This window comes from Corallococcus llansteffanensis (assembly GCF_003612055.1).
Taxonomy (GTDB): domain Bacteria; phylum Myxococcota; class Myxococcia; order Myxococcales; family Myxococcaceae; genus Corallococcus; species Corallococcus llansteffanensis.
Genome location: NZ_RAWB01000005.1, coordinates 18,533 through 36,906 on the forward strand (window position 1 = coordinate 18,533; position 18,374 = coordinate 36,906).

Consider the following 18,374-nt stretch of genomic DNA (forward strand, 5'->3'; position numbering starts at 1 on the left):
TTCACGTGCTGCCTCCCGCGCCTGCGGGTCCGCCGACCCACTCCAGCAGATCCCACGGCTGATACGTGGTCCAGATGTAGTCGCTGGTGACGCGCTCCCGCGTGCCGTGCAGCGGCCCCGCGTCCATGAGCGCCAGGAAGTTGGAGAACGCCCGCTCGTCCGGGAACTGGACCACGAGGAACCATTCCCGGAGCACGTCTCCCTCGAGCATGCGCATGGGGTCGCGCCCGGCGGCGACCACCGAGGCGCCAACGCGTTGGAGCACGCGCCCGGCCTCCACGGCGTAGCGCTTGTATTCCTCCTCCGCGCCCTCGACGAGGTTGAAGAGGTTCATCGCGTAGATCATCGGTCCTTCCCGATTTCGCAGCGGTCCAGCCGGTCCAGCGTCTGGTCAAGCCCTGCGCGGCGGTTCACGAAGTCCTCCAGGATGGACCCAAGCCCCGAGCCGCTCGCGTCCACCGCCTCCCCGGCGTTCCCCGCGCCACGCCCGGCGGACTGCGCGCTCACGTGGGCCGCCATGGACTCGATGTCGGGGTAGTCGAAAGGCGTCGTGCGCGACAGGGAGAGGCCGAAGCGCTGGTTCAGCCCGTCCACCAGCGCGGCGAGCTTGAGGGAGTTGAAGCCCATGTCCGAGAAGCTGGTCCGGTCCGCGACAGCGTCCTCGGCGGTGAGCCCGAGGATGCGCTCGACCATGGTGCGAAGGGCGCTCACGACGGCGCCGGAGGTGGCCTGCGGTGCGGGGGCATGGCCGTGGTGCTTCACCTCACCGCCAGGCGGCTTCACGGCCGCGGCCGCGAGGCGCCCCGCGACAGGCGGCGCCTTTCGCCACAACCCGCCGCAATCCCGCCGTGCGAACGGATAGGACGGGAGCCCGGCCACGCGACGCCGCCCGGCGCCTCGGTGCAGCGACTCCCAGTCGACCTGGGCGCCGCTCATCCAGCGTGCCGCGACCTGGTCGAGGCCGCCGGGTTCCGAGGCCACGGGCCGTGTCCCGACGCCCGTCTCACGCCACGCACGCAGCCGGGCGAGCAGATCCGCCGTATCGGAGGCGACCACCGCCAGCCGGTGCGGCATCTCATCGCGCCCCACCTGCAGCGTGTACGCGATGTCCGCGAGGCGGGGGCTCGGACGCGGTGCCGCGAGGTAGTCGATCCAGCGCTCGACGTAGCGCTTCAGGCTCTCCGGGTTCCGGGCCGAGAGGACGAACAGCCCCGGCTCGCCGTAGGCCGGGGTGCCTCCGGGGGCCTCGTGCTCCTCGAGGATCAGGTGCGCGTTCACGCCCGCCGCCCCTGTCGAGGTCACGCCAGCGCGCCGGGGGACCTCCCGGCCGTCCACCTGGACCCGCTCCCAGTCCGAGAGCGTGCGCTGCAGCCGGAACGGGAACCGCTCGAAGTGGATGTCCGGGTTCAGCTCGCCCGAGAGCAGTGTGGGCGCGAGCTTCCTGTTCGCGAGGCACAACACCGCCTTCATCACCTGGGACATGCCGGCGGCCGCCTCGCAGTGGCCGACGTTCGGCTTGACCGAGCCCATCGCGTAGGTGCCGTGGCCGCCGGTGCGTCCGCCGAACACCTTGTCGAGCGCGGCCATTTCGATGGAGTCGCTCAGCTCCACGCCCGCCGCCGCGGCCTCGATGTAGCTGATGGTCCGCGGCTCGACGCCGGCCAGGGCGAGCGCCTCGGTGATCACGGCGGCCTGCCGCCTGGGGTTCGCCACGCCGAACGCGTTCATCCTTCCGCTGTGATTGACGGCGCTGCCGCGAATGACGGCGTAGATGTGGTCACCGTCGCGGAGCGCGGCGGAGTGTTCCTTGAGCACGAGCACTCCGACACCTTCACCGGGAACGTACCCGGTGCCTCCCTTCTCGAAGGCGGCGCAGCGCGGGCCCGGTGACAGCAGCCCTTCCCGGGACCGGTTCACGTAGACGCCGGGGTGCAGGTTGAGGTTCACCGCGCCCGCGAGCGCCATGTCGCCGCGACCACGGCGGATGTACTCGCACGCCTCGTGGATCGCGACCAGCGACGAGGAGCACAGGTTGTCGATCGCCAGGCTCGGCCCGCCGAGGTCGAGCTGGTGGGAGACCCGGTTGACCAGCCGGGAGAACGAGCACTGGCGTGCCGTGCCTTCGCTGCCGTCGTCGAAGATGGCATTGGTGACGCCAGCGAAGACCCCCGTCCGGTCGCGCTGGCCCGGCGACAGCCGCCGCGAGCTGTAGCCCGCGTCCTCCAGCGCCGCCCACGCGGATTCGAGGAAGATCCTCTCCTGGGGGTCCATGTCCTCCGCGTCCTTCGGCGCGATGCCGAAGAAGAGCGGGTCGAAGCGCTCGACGTCGTCAAGGAACGCCCCCCACCTGCCATAGCTCTTGCCGTGGGCGACGGCCGCGGCGGGGTCCGCCTCGAAGTACGCCTGCCACTCCCAGCGGGACGGTGGGATCTCCCCGATGCTGCTCTTCCCCGACGCCAGGTTCTGCCAGTACGCGTCGAGGTCGGGAGCGGAGGGATAGCGCGCCGACATCCCGATGATGGCCACGTCGCGGCGCTCCTGCTTCTGGCGCCGCCGGCCCGCGGTCTCGGGTTCCTGCGTGGCGGCCGGGGCGAGCGCCGCCGCGAGCTGCTCGGCGAGTCCATCGCCGGGGAGCCCGAGCGGGAGCGCGAGCCGCACACACCCGTTGAGCGAGGTGTCTCGCTGGTTGCCGGTCAGGTGCGCGGCGCCGCGGATCCCCGCCGTCCTGGCGAGGCGCTTCAGCAACGCCTCCTGCGGGTGCTGTTCACGCTCGAGACCGGGAACCTGGTTCGCCCGGATCACGATGCAATGTCCACCCCCGGGCTGCACGACAGGCGCGCCTCTCCGGGCCAGCTCCTGGTGGAGCCGCGAGGACAGGTCCAAATGCGCCCGCACCTGCGCCGCGACGTGGTCCCGGGTCGAGAGCGCCGCGGCGATCAGCCGCTCCTGCTTCGGGCTGGTGAGGCCGCCTTCGAGCTTCCCGAACGCCGCCAGGCGCTGGAGGAAGTCCTGGTCGCGCGAGACAATCACCCCGCCGACGTCGATCGCGAAGTCCTTGCACAGGCTCCCGATGGCGAACGTCGCGTGGCCCATGATCTCGTCGACGATGTCCCAGACGGACCGCTCCGCCTGACCCGGCTCGTGGCGGCGGATGAGCTCGGCGTTGCGCACGATGCGCGTGATGTCGATGGCCAGCGGGACGCCGTGCTCCCCGCAAGCGCGCGCCACGGTGCGGATCTCCTCAAGCGAGACGGGATAGCCCCCGGAGGCGTTGTTGCAAAGCTCCAGGAAGACGAGGGCGATTTCGTCCTTCGCGTCGCGCAGGGACTGCAAGAGGCGCTCGCGGTCGAGCCCGCCGCGGAAGACGTGCTCCGAGCGCGTCTCGAAGATGCGTGGGTCGGGAATCTCGACGGCCTCGAACCCGGCGGTCACCTGGTTGTGGAGCGTGGTCTCGAACAGGACGTTCTGCAGGACCTTGCGGCGCTTGCTGCGGAACGTCCGGAAGAACAGCCGCTCCGCGAGCCGTCCGGAGGTGGTCAGGACGTGGGGCCGGCCGTCGAGGAAACCAGGGCCGGGCCGGAGTGCACCGCTCGCCTCGCTCCTGCGCCGGAGGTCTTCCATGCGCTCGCGAACGAAGCGGGTATCGAGGTAGGGCCACGAATCGCTGAACAGATCCCACGCGCTCTCGCCGCCGAAGGCATTCGGGGCCTCGGCCGCTTCGGGCGGTGGCTGCGGAGCGGGTCGGGCGAGCTTCGCCGCCGTCTCGCGCGGCTTCAGCAGGGGCGGAGGCGGAGGCTGCGGCAGCGGTTCGGGCTCGACGGCTGGCGGCGCCGCCACCGGCGGGGCTTCGGCGGAGTCGACGAGCTTCTGCACGTCGGTGGCGTCGATGCCGGAGGCGAGGAACTCGCCCAGGCACTTCTCGATGATGCCGGTGTCGCTGTCCGCGGGCCGGTAGAGGTACATCGGCCTTGCGCCCGGGCGATACTTGTTCTTGTGCTGATGGTTCTGCTGCCCGTTGCGCAGCATGGCGGCCACCATGCCGGCGCCGCGAGCGAGGAACTCCTGGCCGGCGACATCGCTGCCTACCTCGTCGCCCTCCACGTCGAACAGCCCCCAGGTGAGGCCAAGGCTGAACTTCTGGTGCCCCTCGGCTCGGAGCGTCTCGATGATCTGGACCGCGGCCGACTCGGTCCCGCCGAGCGGCATGTCCGGGAGGTAGTACTCCAGGTCCATCAGGTATCCGCCCTCGACGGGGAGGATCATGATGATGTTCTGGAGCGTCTCGCCGATGTACGTGAGGAAGACGCGATAGCGCCGGTACAGGACGCCCTCGCTCATGTCGCGGAGCGCCACGTCGACGTTGGCGACGATTCGCTTCGAGGTGCTCCACGCGAGGATGACGGCGCGAATCGCATCGTCGGTCGCGCGGTCACCTCCGGTGTACTCGACGGTCTTCTGGTTCTCGATCTTCCGGAACCGCTGCACCATGTAGCGCAGCCGGTTCATGCGCGAGCCGGCGAGCGTGAACTCCGAGAGCGGCGCGATGGTCTGAAAACACCCGACCGGGAGCGACACCATGCGGGTGCGGCTCTCGAACCCGGCGCCGCGCTTGCCGGTCATGCCGAGGTAGCACGGCGTCCACCCGCGTGAGGAGCACCAGGCCGCGAACTCCTCGACGAGCGCGTCCTCGCCCGGGCTCTCCCGCGAGTAACCCTGTCCCGTCGCGAACACGCGGTTGCCACGCCGTGAGACGTGGAGGCAGCCATGCCCTCCGGGCGACAGGTAGAGCTGGGGCCACATCTCGAACAGCACGCTGTTCTGGAGGCGGGTGGCGCCCAGGGCCTCCAGCCTGTGATGCAGCTCGCTCCCCGAGGCGACGGCCGCCTTGTCGACGAGCGGATCGCTGAGCGCGGCCGCGTCCGTGCTGATGCGCTCGGGAGCACGGTCCAGGTGCTCGGAGTGGTTCGCCAGGAGGAAGTCGGCCAGCTCGCCAACGGTCTCGTATTCGAAGAACAGCGTCCGCGGCAGCGACCCGAAGTGCTTCTCGAGCTCCTTCGTCACCGTCGACGCGAGCAGCGAGTCCATCCCCAGGTCGCGGAAGGGCGTCTGGACGGACAGGTCGGACTCCGCCAGCCGGAACGCCTTCGCGAGTGCCGCGCACAGGAGGCCGACGGCCCGCGCTCGCTTCGGATCCCCGCTCTCGGCCTGCGGCGGCGCCTTCACGGGCTCGGCCGCGGTCGGCGCCGGCTTCTTCGCCGGGGCGCTGGCCGTGGCCTCGCGGTTCGGCGAGCGGAGGCTGAACCCGCGCAGCCTCACCAGGAGCTCGCCGCTCTCACTGGCGACGTCGAGGTCGAACTTGCGCAGCCGCCGCGACGACCCGGACCGGGCCGGCCGCACCCAGCAGAACATCTCGCGCTCCAGCGGCCGGCACACGTCCAGCTCATCGAGCGCGAAGGGCAGCAGCAACTCGGCCGCCCCAGCATTCGCGCCGTCGACGCCGATGAACGTCTGGAGCGCGGAGTCCAGGAGACCAGGGTGGAGCACGTACTTCCCGGACCGGTCGAACAGCTCGGCGGGCAGGGTCAGCCGGGCGAGCGCTTCTGCGTCGCCGAACTCGATCCGCTCGACTCCGCGGTGCAGCGGGCCGTAGTTGAGCCCCATCTCCCGGAATCGCCGATAGCACGCGTCCGCGTCGATGGTGCCGAGCTTCGCGGCGGCCCTCCGCGCGTCGAGGTCGAGCCTCTCCGGCGGGGCGGCCGGCATGAGCTCGACGACGCCCGAGGCGTGTACCGCCTCGCCTTCGGGGGCGTCATCCGCTCTCGTGTAGATCTCGTACCGGACGCGCCGGCCAGCTTCGAGCGCCACCTCTCCGCGGAGGTCGGGAAAACGGATCGTGACGTCCTGGCCCGCCCCGGTCATCACCAAGGGGCGCAGCCAGGTCGTGTTGCGCAGGCGCACGGCCTGGGTGTCGGAGGGGCGGGCCAGCGCGCGGAATGCCGCGTCCGCGATCTCGAGGTACGCCGTCCCGGGGAGTACCGGCTGGTCCTTCACCCGGTGGTCGGAGAAGAAGAAGTCCTCACCCGTCAGCCGGGTGGTGAAGCGCCGCTCCTCGGGCGTCGACGTGTCCGCCAGCGCGAGCGTGCGCGGAGCGCCGCCGTCCGTCCCGGTACTGGCACCGGTGTTCGCGGTGTTGGCGCCGGCCGCCCCGGTACTGGCACCGGTGTTCGCGGTGTTGGCGCCGTCCGGCCCGGTACTGGCACCGGTGTTCGCGGTATCGGCGCCGGCCGTCCCTGTACGGGTGGCGGTCTTCGCGGTGCTGGCGCCGGTCTTCGCGGCATTGGCGCCGCCCTTCGCGGGCCGGGTTTCGGAGGGCCCAGGCTCGGCGGCCGCGGCCTCGGGCAGCCAGTAGCGCTCGCGGGCGAACGGATACACCGGCAGGTGCATCAAGCAAGGCGGCTCGTCGCCGTAACAGCGTGCCCAGGGCACCGCCGCCCCCGCGGTCCAGAGCTCCGCCAGCCTGGCAACGTCGCGCGCCTCCACTGCCGCCTCGACCGCCGCGGCGACGTCCGCAGACGGCTTCCGCGCCGCCGTGCCGCGATGCGTGCCCGGTGGGCTCTCGCCGCGACGGCAGGCCGCCAGCACCTCCGCGAGCTCCTCGACGCTGCCCACGACCGTGGCGAAGCGCGCCTCGAAGGACTCCCGCCCGACCTGGAGCGTGTACGCGAGCTCCGCCAGGTCCAGTGACGCCGCGCGCGAGCGGACGCCTTCATCGACGAAATCGTGCAGACGCGAGATGGACTCGCCGAGCCGGTCCTGCGCCCGCGCGGACAGACACACCGCGACCTTCTCGCCTGCCGCCGCCCGCGCTGGCCGGCTCCGGGCTGGAGCGGGCTCACGCAGCACGAGCGCGGCGTTCACGTTGCTGAAGCCGAAGGAGGGCAGGAGCACGTGACGGCCCTCCCCATCCCGCGAGGGCCACGCTACCGGCTCGGCGGCGAACTTCAGGCGTTCGCCGAGGCTTCCGATGGCCTGGTTGAGCTCCACACCGGCCATCCCACGAATCGGAGGGATCCGGCCATGGCGGAACGCGAGCAACGCCTTGATGACGGAGTAGATGCCCGAGGCGGCGTGCGCGTGCCCGATGTTGGGCTTCACCGTGCTGATGTGACAGCTTCCCTGCTCACGCTTGCCGAACACCTGGATCAGCGCGTTCGCCTCGATGGCATCGCCGAGGTGCGAAGCGATTCCGTGAGCCTCCACGTAATCGACGCCCTCCGCGCTCAGGCCCGAGGACTCGAGCGTCTCGCGCAGGAGCGCGACCAGCTGCGCCTGGCTGGGCTGCGCGAACGACTTGGTCCTGCCGCCCGAGTTGCACCCCGAGCCGCGGAGCACGCCGTGAACCGCGTGCCGCCGCTCCGTCTCGGCGTCGGCGCGGCGCAGCACGAACGCTCCGCATCCCTCCGACGAGACGTACCCGTCGGCCCCGACGGCGAAGCTCTGCATCGTGTTGGACGGCGACTCGAACCGGTCGGGCGGGGGCCGGTGCATGACGGTGACCCCGCCGACCAGCGCGTAGTCGCACTCCCCACGCAGGAGCGAGGCCCGAGCGTGGTGGAGGGCGACGTATACGCTCGAGCACGTCGTGTTGAACACCAGCGATGGACCGCGGAAGTCGAAGGCCGACGAGACCCTGTTGGCGAGGAACGACGGATTGTTGCCAGGGAGCAGGAACTCCTGGTTGGGCACATAGTCGGCGTGTCCGGTATCGGCGTAGGAGCCCCAGTACCAGGCGTCCTGCGCCACGAACACACCGACCCTGCGCCCGGCCAGCTCCGTTCCCTTGAGCCCCGCGTCCTCGAGCGCGGCCCAGCACATCTCCAACAGCAGGCGCTGCCTCGGGTCAGCGAACATCGCGCCCGGCGGCGAGAGGCCAAAGAGCCGCCGGTCGAAGGTGTCCACGTCGTCGAGGAACATGCCGTGGAGCCCGGCGGCGCCACGCTTCGGGCCGTCTCCTGGGAACAGGAGCCGGCGCCGCGCCTCCGTCATCTCGGCGATGAAGGTGCCCTTTTCCTCGAGCAGCTCCCAGAACCGCTGGGGCGAGGAGCCGCCGGGAAACCGCGCCGCAAAGCCGATGATCGCACAGCCGGGGTCTCGTTCATCCACGGTTAGCTTCCGCTCCAGCCCATCTTCTCGTAGCTGACGTAGTTCTTGCGGACCTTCTCGTCGGGGACCACGACCACGGTCTTGAGGAACTCCTCGTTGAACGACACCCACGTGTCGGAGCGCATGGACTGGACGAAGTCGGCCAGGGGCGCCTGGCGCTGGACGTCATTCAGGAAGCCCCAGCGCGTGGCGACCGCGATGGTGCTGGGGGTGACGTTCTTGACCGTGTGCCACCACCAGGGCGGATTGATGAGCAGGTCACCGGGCTCCAGCGTGATGGTCAGCTTGGGCACGCGGTTGTAGAGCGGGAAGTTGGCCTCGATGAAGCCCTTGGGCGCGAGCGCCTTCACCGGCGAGCCGATGAAGTATCCCTTGTTCATCAGCGTGGGATTCATCGCGATGGAGTACAGCGGGTGCAGGAAGGTCCACTTCTTGCGGCCGTAGATGTTGAGGAAGCAGTTCAGCTCGTTGGCACAGTGGTACGCGGCACCAGTGCCCAGGCCGCCGAGGAAGAACTGGGAGATCTGGTGGTAGCTCGCGTAGCCCGTCAGGCTGGCGCCAATCCGGTCCAGCCCCAGCTGGTCGTGCAGCTCGGGGAACGCGTTGAAGATGTCCGACAGGTTCTCGACGTACGCGCGGCTCTTGTCACCAGCGAGGACGCGGTCGACGAAGTCGCCCAGCCGCATCTGGTCGTCGTTGATGATCTTCTCCGTCGACGTGTAGAAGATGCGGAAGTCGCCGTACTTGTCCCGGAAGTGCTCCGGCGTCCAGGTTCGCACACAGTCGTGCTGCGACACGTAGCCGCGCAGGACGATGGGCCTGAGCTCGGTGGCCCACAGGTCCTTGATGTCCTCGAGCTTCTTCTCGCCGGGCTGGTAGATCTCCGGCTCGAAGTGGTCGTTCTCCAGCACGGGCAGCTCGCTGGCGAGCCGCTGGCGCAGCCCGGCGAGCTCCTCCTCGTACATCAGCGGGTCCTGGAAGTAGTTGCGCAGGAAGAAGATGTGCTTGGACCGCGCGAGGATGTCGTTCGGGACGGGCACGGACCGGTAGAGGGGGGTGGCGTTGCTCATGAACGGGCGCCTCCAGAGGCGGCGCTGGCGGGCGCCGGGGTGGTGAGCTTCGAGTGCACCAGCTCGGACGCCTCTCCCAGCGTCTGCCGGTGCAGGAACTCGGCGATGGGGATGTCGCAGTTGTAGGCGGTGCAGACGTCCTTGAGGATCCTGGCGAGGGTGACGGACTCCAGACCGAAGTCGGAGAAGAGATCGTCGTCGCCGATCTCGCCAGGCTCCATGTACATGGCCTTCGCGATGCGGCTCGCGAGGTCCGCCTTCACTTCTTCTCTTGAGTGCACGCTGAGCTCCTCTCGGAAAGGTTGTGCATGATCTCCGGGTAGATCGGAAACACGTCCTGGTCGGACAGCGCTTCCAGGGAGGCGCTGTCGAGGAAGGTGCGCGTGCTCACGCGCAGCTGCTCCAGGCTCTTGAGGACACCGGCTGCCTCCGGGCTCTCGATGGGGTGGGCGTAGTCGAACTCCGCGATCTGGGTTCCGAGCGATATGGCGTCCGCCAACATTTTTCTGAGTGCTGCGCGCTTGTCGTTCATGGGCCTTCCTTTTCTGCCTTCCTTGCCGCCCCCGGTGCCGCCAGCGCCGGCTCGATGGGCGAGGGGCGCGCGCCGTGCTGCCGTGGTGCCTCCTCGCCATCGGGCCGGCTCCAATAGCGCCGGGTGAGATCAAATGGATATCCAGGGGAGGGGGTTCTCGGGTGGTGCGCCGCCGGCCACGGGACGGAGGCGCCAGCGACCCAAGCCCGGGCCACCGCGTGCCAGTCCCGCTCCGCGACGGTCCGCGAGAGGTCGACGCCATTGACGTTCTCGCGCGACGCGGCCACGGCCTCCCCGCGATAGGTGTTGTCACAGGCCCGACCCGCCAGGAGCGCGTCCGCGGTCCGCCGCAGCTCGCCAGCGTCCGCCGCGACAATGGCCAGCCGCGTGCGCATGGGGTGGCGGTCGTGCTGGTAGGTCGCGATGAGGGAGGCGAAGTCGACGGTCTCCCCGCGCTGCTCGGCGTCAGCGAGGCTGTCGCGGACCCGGGTGAGGTAGGCGTCGAGCACCTCGCGTGACGCGGCCGAGAGGACGAACAGCCGCGGCTCGGCACCTTGCCGGAGCGGCTGCGGCGCGGCAGCGGCTTCGGGCGCCTTCTCCAGGACGATGAAGGCAGACACGCCGCCGAGCCCGTAGGCGTGGAGCCCCGCGTGCGGCCGGCCCGCGCCGCGCGGCGGCGGCAGCGGCTGGGGCTCGGGGCTCAGGCGGAAGTAGCCCAGGTCGAGGTCGGCGCGAACCTTCTCGAGGCCGGGGACTCCGGGCACCTGGCCTCGCTGCAGCACGAGGATGGCCTTCAGCAGCGCGGCGATACCGGACGCGGTCTCCATGTGCCCGAGCGTCGACTTGACGGTGCTGAGGACACACGGCTGCTGCCGGTCCCGCGAGCGCTCCCGGAACACGGAAGAGAACGCGGCGACCTCGCTGGCATCGCCGAGCGGCATCGCCGTTCCGTGGGCCTCGATGTACGAGAGGTCATCGACGGAGATTCCGCTCCGGGTCAGCGCTTCCGCCAGGGTCCGGCGATGGGCGGACTCGTTCGGCGAGGTCAGGCCCATGGAGCGGCCCCCGTGCCAGACGCTCACGCCCTGGATGACCGCGTAGACGTGGTCGCGGTCCGCGAGCGCCTTTCGCAGCGGCTTGAGGATGACGGTGCCGACACCCTCGGTGCGCGTGTAGCCGTCCGAGGCCTCGTCGAAGGGGCGCGCCCTGCCAGCCCGGCTGAGCAGGCCGTGCTCGCCGAGCACGTCGAACCCGGTGGGGTCGAGGTTCAGGTGGACGCCGGTGACGACGGCCTGCTCGCTGCGCCCGCTGCGCAGCGCGGCGCAGGCGCGGTCGATGGCGACGAACACGCTGGAGCAGGCGGTGTCCACCGTCTCACTGGAGCCCTGGAGGTTGAAGACGTGCGAGATGCGGTTGGGGCCCATGTACCGCCAGACCCCGCGGCCGTGGAACTCGTCCATGCGCCCGTCCTGCGCCGTGATGGCGGCGTAGTCCTCGGGGCCGATGGCGAGGTACACGGAGGTGACGTTCCGCGCGAACTCCGTCTTGCTGTAGCCGGCGTTCTCGATGGCCTCCCACACGCTCATCAGCGCGAGCCGGTGCTGCGGGTCCATCAGCATCGCCTCGCGCGGCGACGTCTCGAACAGCCGTGCGTCGAACGCGTCGACGTCCTCCAGGAACGCGCCCACATAGCGCGAGCGGTCCCGACCCTCGGTCCAGCGCGGCGGCAGGGCGTTCCACCGCCGCTCGGGGTAGGGGATGGCGCGGGCGTCGCTCCGGAAGAAGGTCTGCCAGAGCTCCTCCAGCGTCGCCGCGCCGGGGACGCGGATGCTGACGCCCACGATGGCGATGTCCTCGCCGGTGCTCTCGGCACGTGCGGCGGTCGCCACGGTGGGCGGCGCAGCGGGCACGGGCACCTCGCGCGGGCCACCGTCGAGGTACCGCGCGAGCGCGCCAATCGTCGGGTAGCGGTGGAGGTCCAGCACCGACAGCTTGCCGCCGAAGCGCTGGTTGAGCTCCTTCGCCATGCGCTGGAGCATGATGGAGTCGACGCCGTAGTCGGAGAGGTGCCGCCCGGTGTCAAGCTCGGCCGGGGACATCGCGAGCGCGCGCGCGGCGATCTCCGTGACGGTGGCGAGCATGTCGCCCGAGGCCTGGCTGCCGAGGGATGGGGCGTCCGCGACGTGCCTCGTCCTCACCTCGGGCTGGCGACCATGGAACACGGCGACCTCGGGGGCCGTTCCCCCGAGCGCGGCCTCGAACGCGGCGAGGCCCTCACGCGTGGGGAGCGGAACGGTGCCATGCAGCTCGCCGAGGCGCGCGACCTGCTCCTCGTCGAGGCGCATCCCACCGTCGGCCCAGTAGGGCCAGTGGACGGTGAGCGTCGCGCCCGAGCGGGCACCCGTTCGCTCCAGCGCGCGACGGCGCTCGGCGTGGACCTGCAGGAACGCGTTCGCCGCCGCGTAGTCCGCCTGGCCGGGGTTGCCGAGCACCGCCGACAGCGACGAGAAGGTCATGAAGAAGTCGAGCGCACAGTCGCGCGTGACTTCGTCAAGCACCAGCGCGCCGGTGACCTTGGGGCGCAGGACCGCCGCCGTGTCTTCCGCGGTGCCCAGGAACAGGGTGTGGTCTCGCGTCACGCCAGCGGAGTGGATGACGCCGTCGAGCGCGCCGTGCTCCTCGAGCGTCCGGTCGAGCATCGCCCGGACGGCGCGTGCGTCGGCACAGTCGGCGACGTGATAGCGGATGGAGCCCTCGCGGAGCGAGGCGCGGAGCTCGTCCAGCGCCCGGGCGTCATCGGGCCCGAGCTCGGAGCGGCCACAGAGGACGACGCGCGCCGCATACTCGCGGGCGAGGTGGGCGGCGAGGTGCCGGCCGATGCCGTGGTGGCCGCCGGTAATCCAGTAACAGCCCCCGCGGCGCAGCGGCAGCTCGGCGGGGAGCGCGAGCGGCGCGGGTGCCCATGCGCGCTCCTCGACCTGCAGGGCGCCGCCGGTGGAGATCAGCCGCTTCAGGCCGGGGACGGCGGACTCGTGGAGCGCGTCATCGAGCGCCGACAGCGAGAGGACGTCGGGCGCGCGGGGCAGGGTGTCGTCCCAGGTGTACCCGTGCACCGGGAAGCCGAGTTCGCGGCCCACGCACAGCAGCGCCGCGTGCAGCATCGCCATCAGGCCGCCGTCGCTTCCGTCGGAGATGAGGACGCAGTGGGTGGGCCGTTGCTGCTTGATGGCGGCGCGCACGCGGTCCATGCCGTCGCGATAGGCGGCGGCCCAGGCTTGAGCGTCACCGGGCTCGAGGATGGCCGGCACCGTGACGTGGTGCCGCACGGACGCGCGCAGGATGGGCGCGAGCCCCACCTCAAGGGTCGAGAGGAGCAGCACGCCGGCGTGGCGCTCCGCAGGCGCGGGGCCGTGGAGCGGACGCGGCGGCATCCAGCGCGGAGAGGCCACCCACGCTCGCGGGCCGTCGCCCACGGTGGGCTGCACCCGCGCCGCCGGGGCCACCGCGCGGGCGCGCGGCACGTCGTTCGACAGCCAGTAGCGCTGCTGGACGTCGAACGGGTACGTGGGCAGCGGGACCACGCGCGGACCATGGCCGCTCTCCGCGGCGCTCCGCCAGAGCGCCTTCCACTCCACGGGCGCCCCTTGCGTCCAGCGCGAGGCGAGCTCGGCGGCCTCGCCGCTGGTGAGCGGGGCGGCGGCGCCGTGCTCCATGCGGTCCCGGACCGTGCCGCGGAAGGCCCCGTCGATACCGTGCACGCGCGCGACGAACTGCTCGAGCTTCTCGATCAGCTCCGGGGTCGAGCGCACCACGAGGGCGAGGCGCTCGCTCAGCGCGGCGCGCCGCTGCATCGTGTACACGATGGACGCCAGGGAACAGGCGCGGCCCGCCTTCAGGTGGCGCAGGAGCGCTTCGGCGTACCGGAACAGCGCGCCCTCGGTCTTCGCCGAGAGCACGAAGGGGAGTGGCCGCTCGCCAGGGACGTCGTCGCCGGGCGAGGCCGCGTGCTCCTGGAGCACCGCGTGTGCGTTCGCGCCGCCGATGCCGAAGCTGCTGATCGCGCCGCGCCGGGGGTGGCCCGTCGGAGCGAGCCATGGCCGCGTCTCGGTCACCGGGTAGAGCGCGCTGTCCTCGAGCTGGATCTTCGGATTCAGGCGCTGCAGCGAGTAGTTCCGCGCCAGCTCGCCGTGACGCAGGCTCATCGCCACCTTGAGCAGGCCGGTGATGCCGGCCGCGGCCTCCAGGTGGCCCAGGTTGGTCTTCAGTGCCCCGAGCCCGCACGCCGCGCCGGACGGAGCGGCACGCCCCGCCGTGAGGGCCTCGCGGATGCCCTGGATCTCGATGGGGTCGCCCAGGGAGGTGCCGGTTCCATGCGTCTCGAAGAACCCGATGGACTCGGGTGCGACGCCACCGCGCTCCCAGGCCTGCTTGAGCAGGTTCGCCTGCTGGCGGGGGTTGGGCACCGTGAGGCCACCGGACTGGCCGCCGTGGTTGACGGCGGTGCCCTTGATGACGGCGTAGATCTGGTCGCCATCCGCGAGCGCCTGCTCGAGCGGACGCAGGAGCATCACCACCGCGCCCTCGGCCCGCACGTAGCCGTCGGCGCTCTCGTCGAACGTGCTGCACTGGCCGCGGCGCGAGAGCATCCCGGCCTTGTGGTAGGCCACGCTGTTGCCGGGGTGGCAGATGATGTTGACCCCGCCCACCAGGGCGCCGTCGCACTCGCCGCGCGCCAGGGACTGCACTGCCTGATGCACCGCGACGAGCGAACTCGAGCAGGCCGTGTCGATGAGGATGCTCGGCCCGTGGAAGTCGAAGAAGTAGGAGATCCGGTTGGGCAGGAGCGCCATCGCCGCGCCGGTGGCGAAGTGCGCCTCCGTCGGCCGCGAGGCGAGCAGCGTCCCGTAGTCGGAGCCGCTCGCGCCGATGAACACGCCGGTGGTGGCGCCGGGCGCGAAGCCGCCGCTGTAGCCGGCGTCGTCGAGACATCGCCACGCGAGCTCGAGGAGGATCCGCTGCTGCGGGTCCATGGACGCGGCCTCCGCCGGGGCAATGCGGAAGAACGAGGCATCGAACGCGCGCACGTCGTCGAGGAGTCCCGCCCTGGCGATGCCCGAGTGCTCGCCGTCCGGCGAGATGCCGCGGGGCCACGCGAGCCGCTCGCGGGGGATGTCGCGGATCCCACTCCCGCCCGTCTTCAGGAACGCCCAGAACGCCTCCGGGTCGTCGTTACCGCCAGGCAGCCGACACGCGCAGCCGACGATGGCGACATCCGCCGTCCTCGCGCCGGGGGAGGTGTCCCTGCGCGGCGGCACCGCGGCCAGCGCGGCGACCGCCTCGGGTCGTGCTCCCGTCGCGCCGCGCAGGAACGCGACCACCTTGGCCGGCGTGCTGTGCTCGAAGAAGAAGGCGGGCCCGAGGTTGACCGCGAACTCGTGGCGGATGTGGCCGGTCAGCTCCAGGAGATCCGCGGAGTCGAGGCCCATCTCCATGAGCGGCCGGCTCGGCGAGTATGCCGCCTCCCGCTGCGGCCCGAGGCAGGCGCGGATGATGCGTTCGGTGAGCGCCTCCACATCGGCGCCCGGGCTGGCCGGCGCCTCGCCGCCCCGCGGGCGCGCGGCGTGCTTCGCCACGCGGTCGTGGAGGTCATAGACGACCAGGACGCCGCAGCCCTCGTTGGCCGTGTCGCGCGGGCGGTAGGCGCGGACCACGTCGCCAATCTGCGCACCGTGGGACGCGTGGTAGTGCAGCATCGGGTCCACGGGATTGCCGCGCTCGTCGCGCTCGCGGACGTACTGCTCGATGGGAATCCCCTGGCCGCGGTCGTACGCCTTGCAGCGCGTCACGCCGGCCGCGTGGCGGACGCCGCTCAGCAGCGTGCTCCGCTGCAGCATGAACTCTAGGAGCTGGTCGCCGAGCTGCCGCTGCTGCATTTCCGGGTCGACGTTGAGCGCGATGAGCTGGACCACCGGCCCGTTCGGGACGTGGAGCGACGCTGTCTGCTCGGCGGTGCTCATCTCCACCGCGCGCACGCTCTCGACGCGCTGCGAGTACATCACCGCGACCACGCGGCCGCCGAGCTCGAGCACGAGCTGGCCCTCGGGGAACACGCGCACCCGCTCCCGCAGCGTGGCCTCCGAGGAGCGCAGGTGCTCGGGCCAGCACAGGCGCTCGAGCTCGACGAGCGCCGGCAGGTCGTCCGGCTCCGCGAGGCGGACGATGTAGTCGCGCTTCTCGAAGTGCGTCAGCGTGATGCGGCAGAACGGCAGCGTCTTCGGGAACCGCTTGGGGCTGACGCGGGGGAACAGCCCCACGCTCGCGGCGACCACCAGATAGGTCTCCGCGCTGATGAGGTATTGCTGCGAGAGCGCGTGCAGCGTGTCGAAGTAGAAGCTCTCGGTGGAGTCGAAGTTCTCCCTCGCGCAATCCGTGGGGAGGCTGTGCGCCTCGAGCACGACCATGCCGTGGTCCGACGCCGCGTCCGACCACCGCCGCAGGTGCTGCCGCCACGCGGCGAGCACGTCGGCCGTCGTCACCCGCTGCCCGGTCTTGTCAGCGTACGCCGCGTCCGACTGCCAACGCGCGTCCGAGGCCCGGCCCGCTCCCGCGTCCTCCCGCACGTCGCGGAAGTCGTGGTCGAGGAACGAGCGGATGTGCAGGACCTGCCGCGGGTCGCCAATGCCGTGCGTCGACAGGTCGGCGACCAGTCGATCGGGCCGGGCGATGTCGCCGGTGAGCGTGACGTGCGGCAGCCCGGTGAGCGTCTTCTTCGTCTCCCGCAGCGCGTCGAGGCTGACGTCGACGCCCACCAGCGTGAGCGGGTGCTCCTTCAGGTGGGCGCCCCGCGCGGTCTGCTCCCGCACCACGTCGTAGGCGTGCTTGAGGAGCGTCCCGTCGCCGCAGCCCATGTCGGCGATGTAGCGGGGCTGGCTCTCGATGGGCATCCGGTTGAAGATGTCCGCGAGCATCGCCTCGGCCTCGGCGAAGTAGCGCCGGTGCTGATAGCCGCTGGCCACGACGTTCATGGTCCGGTCGACGTGGGCCTCCTCCTCCTGGCCGCTCTTGTGGATGACCTCGAGGGGGTTTCCGAAGACCAGCGTGTCGAGCCGCGCCAGCATCGGGCGGTACGAGGCGGCGATCGCCATGACGTTCGCGCGTTCGAACAGCTCCTTCCCCATGCGGGTCAGGGCGGTGCCGCCATCGGGCTCAAGCCACGCCTTCGCCGCGAGCAGGCGCACGAGGCAAGCGCGCAGCTCCGCGTCGAGGCCGCCGAGCGGCGCCTCGCCGGGCGCGGTCTGGTGGCGCTTCAGGCCGATGATCAGCGGCAGCAGGAGCGCCCCCTCCGTGTGCCGCGACAGCGGCGACGCCGGGGCTTCGATCAGCCGGGTGGCGTGACGGATCAGCAGGTCGCGCGCCCGCCCGGGGACGAGCCACTCCCCGGGCGCGAAGCCGTAGAGCTCGACGACGTCACACGGCACGCGGTCCGGCTCGGCGCTCGCGTCGAGCAGGTAGCCGCCGTCCTGCTCCTTCACCCAGCCCAGCGTGAGCAGGGCGCGGAGCACGATCTGCAGATAGCCGCTGTTCGCGCCGGTCTTCTCCTCGAGCGAGGTCAGCGACCGGGGGACGCGGGCGTCGAGGCAGCCGAAGAGTCCCCGCTGTACGCCAAGCGCGAGGATGGGCGTGGCGACGTAGCCGTGACAGAAGGCGTTGAGGACGGTTAACACGTCGCCTCCCGCGACGGGGCCGCGCGGGGGGCCGGCGCGGCGGCTTCGCGAATCTCCTTCACCAGTCGCGTCAAGACGGAGGTGGGGCCGAGCTCTTCGAAGGTGAAGTCACCCTGCGCCATGATGAACTCGATGCTGTCGACCCAGTTCACCGGGCTCTCGATCTGCCGCGCCAGCATCTCCCGCAGGCTCTCGTGCTGGTGCGGCCGCGAAGACGCGTTCGCCATCACCGGGACCCGCAGCGTGCGCAGGTGCACGTGGCCGAGCTCGCGGGCGAACTCGTCCGCGGCGGCGCGCATGTAGCGGGAGTGGAAGGGCGCGCTGACGTTCAGCGGTACGAAGCGTGCCTGCTGCGCCTCGAAGAGCGGGGCGGCGCGCGAGATGTCGTCGAGCGGGCCCGACAGCACCATCTGCCGGGGCGCGTTCAGGTTCGCCAGGTCGAGGCTGGTCAGGCCGGCGCGACGCAGCGTCGACTCCACGGTCGCCCGGTCGCATCCCATCACCGCGGCCATGCCGCCCCCAGTGGCGCGGCCCATCAGCTCACCGCGGCGCTTGACGAGCTTGAGCCCCGTCTCGAAGTCGAACACGCCGGCCGCGAACAGCGCGACGTACTCGCCCAGGCTGTGGCCGATGAAGAACGCCGGGTCGGTGGAATCCGTGCGGGCCCGGTCGAGGTACATGAGCGCGCAGACGACGTACAGCGCCGGCTGCGTGTACTCGGTCCGGCGGAGCTGGTTCGCCTCGTCGGTGAGGCAGAGCCGCTGGATGGAGTACCCGAGGATGGAGTCAGCAGCACGCGTATAGGCCGGGAAGCGCTCGAAGAGCCCCTGCCCCATGCCGAGTTTCTGCGCTCCCTGTCCGGGAAAAACATAGACCTTGTGCATG

Annotated in this window: 7 protein-coding genes; all 7 read right to left on the bottom strand. The window is 71.0% G+C overall.

Translation table 11 applies throughout. From position 1 onward, the window contains the following. Window position 1 precedes the first annotated feature (1 nt). Genes D7V93_RS00925 through fabD form a run of 7 tightly spaced genes read right to left on the bottom strand, consistent with a single transcriptional unit; the run spans window position 2 to window position 18,373 of the window. Complete coding sequence (locus tag D7V93_RS00925; RefSeq protein WP_120641513.1) at window positions 2–346, bottom strand: DUF1330 domain-containing protein; 345 nt, start codon at window positions 344–346, stop codon at window positions 2–4. Beyond that, window positions 343–8,163, bottom strand: coding sequence for a beta-ketoacyl synthase N-terminal-like domain-containing protein (locus D7V93_RS00930; protein ID WP_120641514.1), 7,821 nt, complete (start codon window positions 8,161–8,163; stop codon window positions 343–345). Before D7V93_RS00930 ends, D7V93_RS00925 begins: the two co-directional genes overlap by 4 nt. Window positions 8,164–8,165: 2 nt before the next feature. Further along, entirely contained in the window at window positions 8,166–9,233 is a 1,068-nt protein-coding gene (locus tag D7V93_RS00935) for a cupin-like domain-containing protein (RefSeq protein WP_120641515.1), read from the bottom strand. Continuing rightward, window positions 9,230–9,514 carry an acyl carrier protein gene (locus D7V93_RS44720; protein WP_158623605.1) on the bottom strand — a complete coding sequence of 95 codons (285 nt, stop codon included), beginning with the start codon at window positions 9,512–9,514 and terminating at the stop codon, window positions 9,230–9,232. The genes D7V93_RS00935 and D7V93_RS44720 overlap by 4 nt, the downstream gene beginning before the upstream one ends. Next, a complete protein-coding gene (locus D7V93_RS44725; RefSeq protein WP_158623606.1) occupies window positions 9,493–9,765 on the bottom strand; it encodes a hypothetical protein in 273 nt (90 codons plus the stop codon). Before D7V93_RS44725 ends, D7V93_RS44720 begins: the two co-directional genes overlap by 22 nt. After that, window positions 9,762–17,489: an SDR family NAD(P)-dependent oxidoreductase gene (locus D7V93_RS00945; RefSeq protein WP_120641517.1), complete on the bottom strand. Its 7,728-nt coding sequence runs from the start codon at window positions 17,487–17,489 to the stop codon at window positions 9,762–9,764. Before D7V93_RS00945 ends, D7V93_RS44725 begins: the two co-directional genes overlap by 4 nt. After that, on the bottom strand, window positions 17,483–18,373 hold the full coding sequence (fabD, locus tag D7V93_RS00950) for an ACP S-malonyltransferase (RefSeq protein ID WP_120641518.1): 891 nt from the start codon (window positions 18,371–18,373) through the stop codon (window positions 17,483–17,485). Before fabD ends, D7V93_RS00945 begins: the two co-directional genes overlap by 7 nt. Between the last annotated feature and the right edge of the window lies 1 nt (window position 18,374).